The organism is Parvibaculum sp., assembly GCF_035511255.1.
Lineage (GTDB): Bacteria > Pseudomonadota > Alphaproteobacteria > Parvibaculales > Parvibaculaceae > Parvibaculum.
On record NZ_DATKFR010000278.1, the window covers coordinates 1 to 2660 of the forward strand.

General features: G+C 62.6%; 4 protein-coding genes. 2 read left to right on the top strand and 2 right to left on the bottom strand.

Translation table 11 applies throughout. The features are described from left to right. Positions 1-656 (bottom strand): RNA methyltransferase (locus tag VMR03_RS11135; protein WP_325405182.1); only part of this gene is annotated, 656 nt, incomplete at its 3' end. 165 nt (positions 657-821) lie between these two features. On the opposite strand from VMR03_RS11135, the gene VMR03_RS11140 reads away from it, so the two are divergent. Both VMR03_RS11140 and VMR03_RS11145 read left to right on the top strand, forming a co-directional pair. Next, positions 822-2045: an NADP-dependent isocitrate dehydrogenase gene (locus tag VMR03_RS11140; protein ID WP_325405184.1), complete on the top strand. Its 1224-nt coding sequence runs from the start codon at positions 822-824 to the stop codon at positions 2043-2045. 4 nt (positions 2046-2049) lie between these two features. Further along, on the top strand, positions 2050-2517 hold the full coding sequence (locus VMR03_RS11145; protein WP_325405186.1) for a GNAT family N-acetyltransferase: 468 nt from the start codon (positions 2050-2052) through the stop codon (positions 2515-2517). On the opposite strand, the gene VMR03_RS18995 is transcribed toward VMR03_RS11145, so the two are convergent. Beyond that, entirely contained in the window at positions 2514-2654 is a 141-nt protein-coding gene (locus VMR03_RS18995) for a DHHA1 domain-containing protein (RefSeq protein WP_414693178.1), read from the bottom strand. The genes VMR03_RS11145 and VMR03_RS18995 overlap by 4 nt on opposite strands. Between the last annotated feature and the right edge of the window lie 6 nt (positions 2655-2660).

A 2660-nucleotide genomic window follows, 5' to 3' on the forward strand; every position in this document is an offset into this window, starting at 1 on the left:
CGCTTCTCCGGCGGCTTCAGGAAGCCGAAGCGGTCGAGTTCGCCCTCCAGATGCTCGAAGAAGCCCAGAAGCTCTTCTTTGGTGGCCGGGCGGGTCTGGAGATAGTCGATCTGCTCAGCCGGTGTCCGGTCGGCGGCCTTGAACCATTCATAGCCAATCAGGAGCACCGCCTGGGCGAGGTTCAGGGAGGCAAAGGCCGGATTAACCGGAACCATCAGAACCGCGTCTGCCAGCACCACATCGTCATTGGTGAGGCCCGTGCGTTCCGGCCCGAACAGGACGCCGGCGCGTCCGCCGCCGCCGATCACCTCGCGAAGCTTCGCCGCGGCCGTTTCGGGTGTCAGAACGGGTTTGACCATGTCGCGGGTGCGCGCCGTCGTCGCGATCACATAATCGAGGTCTGCGACTGCCTCCTCCGTGCGGGTGCAGAGCCGCGCGCCGTCGATGACGATGTCGGCGCCTGACGCAGCGGCGCGGGCGCGCTCGTTGGGCCAGCCGTCGCGCGGGCTCACGAGGCGCAGGTCCGAGAGCCCGAAATTGAGCATGGCGCGCGACGCCGTGCCTATGTTTTCACCAAGCTGCGGCTGAACCAGGATAACGGCCGGCGTCGCCTCGCCTTGCGTGGGGTTGGCTTTGGTCTGATCCGTTCCGGCCATGAGAAAGGGCTCGCTCGTGAAATATTGTGTCGCTGAATAGGCGATTGGCCATCTTTAATCAATTGGCCTGCAATGTTATACGAACGGGGCCCAAGCGCTCATCCAGCGCCTCCCCCCGAGCCTCGCTCGCTCCCCTGCTCACGCTTTCTCGAAGGGTCCAGCCGCATGTCGAAGATCAAGGTCAAAAATCCTGTAGTCGATCTCGACGGCGATGAAATGACCCGGATCATATGGAAGTGGATCAAGGACAAGCTGATCTTCCCCTATCTCGACATCGATCTCGATTATTACGACCTGGGCATGGAGCATCGCGACGCAACCGACGACAAGGTGACGGTGGAGTCCGCGGAAGCGATCAAGAAATACGGCGTCGGCGTCAAATGCGCGACCATCACGCCGGACGAGGCCCGCGTGAAGGAATTCGGCTTGAAGAAGATGTGGAAGTCGCCGAATGGCACGATCCGCAACATTCTCGATGGCACGGTCTTCCGTGAACCGATCATCTGCCGCAACATTCCCCGCCTCATTCCCGGCTGGACCGAGCCGATCGTGATCGGGCGCCATGCCTTCGGCGACCAGTATCGCGCCACCGATTTCGTCGTGCCGGGCAAGGGCAAGCTGACGATGAAATGGGTGTCGGAAGACGGCAAGGAAACGATCGAGCATGACGTGTTCGACTTCCCCGGCGCCGGCGTCGCCATGGGCATGTACAATCTCGAGGCCTCGATCCGCGACTTCGCGCGCGCCTGCCTCAAATTCGGCCTCGACCGGCAGTATCCGGTCTATCTCTCGACCAAGAACACGATCCTCAAGGCCTATGACGGTCGCTTCAAGGACATCTTCCAGGAAGTATACGAGAAGGAGTTCAAGGCCGAGTTCGACAAGACGAAGCTCGTCTATGAGCATCGCCTGATCGACGACATGGTCGCTTCGTCGTTGAAATGGTCGGGCGGCTATGTCTGGGCCTGCAAGAACTACGATGGCGACGTTCAGTCGGATTCGGTGGCGCAGGGTTTCGGATCGCTCGGCCTCATGACCAGCGTGCTGCTGACGCCGGATGGCAAGATCATGGAGGCGGAAGCCGCCCATGGCACGGTGACGCGCCATTACCGCGCTCACCAGCGCGGCGAGCAGACATCGACCAATTCCATCGCCTCGATCTTCGCCTGGACGCGCGGCCTTACCCATCGCGCCAAGCTCGACGGAACGCCAGAGCTCGAGAACTTCGCGCATACGCTCGAAAAGGTCTGCGTCTCCACGGTCGAGAGCGGCTACATGACGAAGGATCTCGCCCTTCTCGTCGGTTCGGAGCAGAAGTGGCTCTCGACGGAGGGCTTCCTCGACAAGGTTGCCGAGAATCTCGACAAGGCGCTGGCAAAGCAGGCCTGATCTCTTGCTGATCCGCGATTATCGGCCGGCAGATGCCGCGCCATTGACGCGGCTTTTCCACGACACGATCCACTCAACGGGCTTGCGCGAGTACTCGCAAGCGCAGGTTGCCGCCTGGTCGCCCTCTCCGCCCGACGCCGAACGTTGGCACGCCCGCATGAGCACACGCCACACTTTCGTCGCGGAGAAAGACGGCGGCATCCTCGGTTTCGCCGAACTCGAAGAGAACGGGCACTTCGACATGCTTTATGTGGCGAAAGAAGCCATCGGCACGGGCGTCGGCGGCGCGCTTTGCGATGCTGTGGAAACACGCGCCCGCGCGCTCGGCATCGCGCGCCTCTTCACCGAGGCGAGCAAGATCGCGCGGCCCGTCTTCGAGCGGAAGGGCTATTCGCTAATCGCCGTACAGTCGGTGACGCTCAACGGCGTTACGCTGACCAACTACCGGATGGAAAAACCGATCGCACTCTAAGCAGCGACAGCGGCAAGCGCTGCCTTGACGGCGTCGAGCGCGGCATCGGCTTTCGCGCCGTCGGGACCGCCGGCCTGGGCCATGTCCGGCCGCCCGCCGCCCCCCTTGCCGCCCATCGCGTCGGCACCCGCCTTCACGAGTTC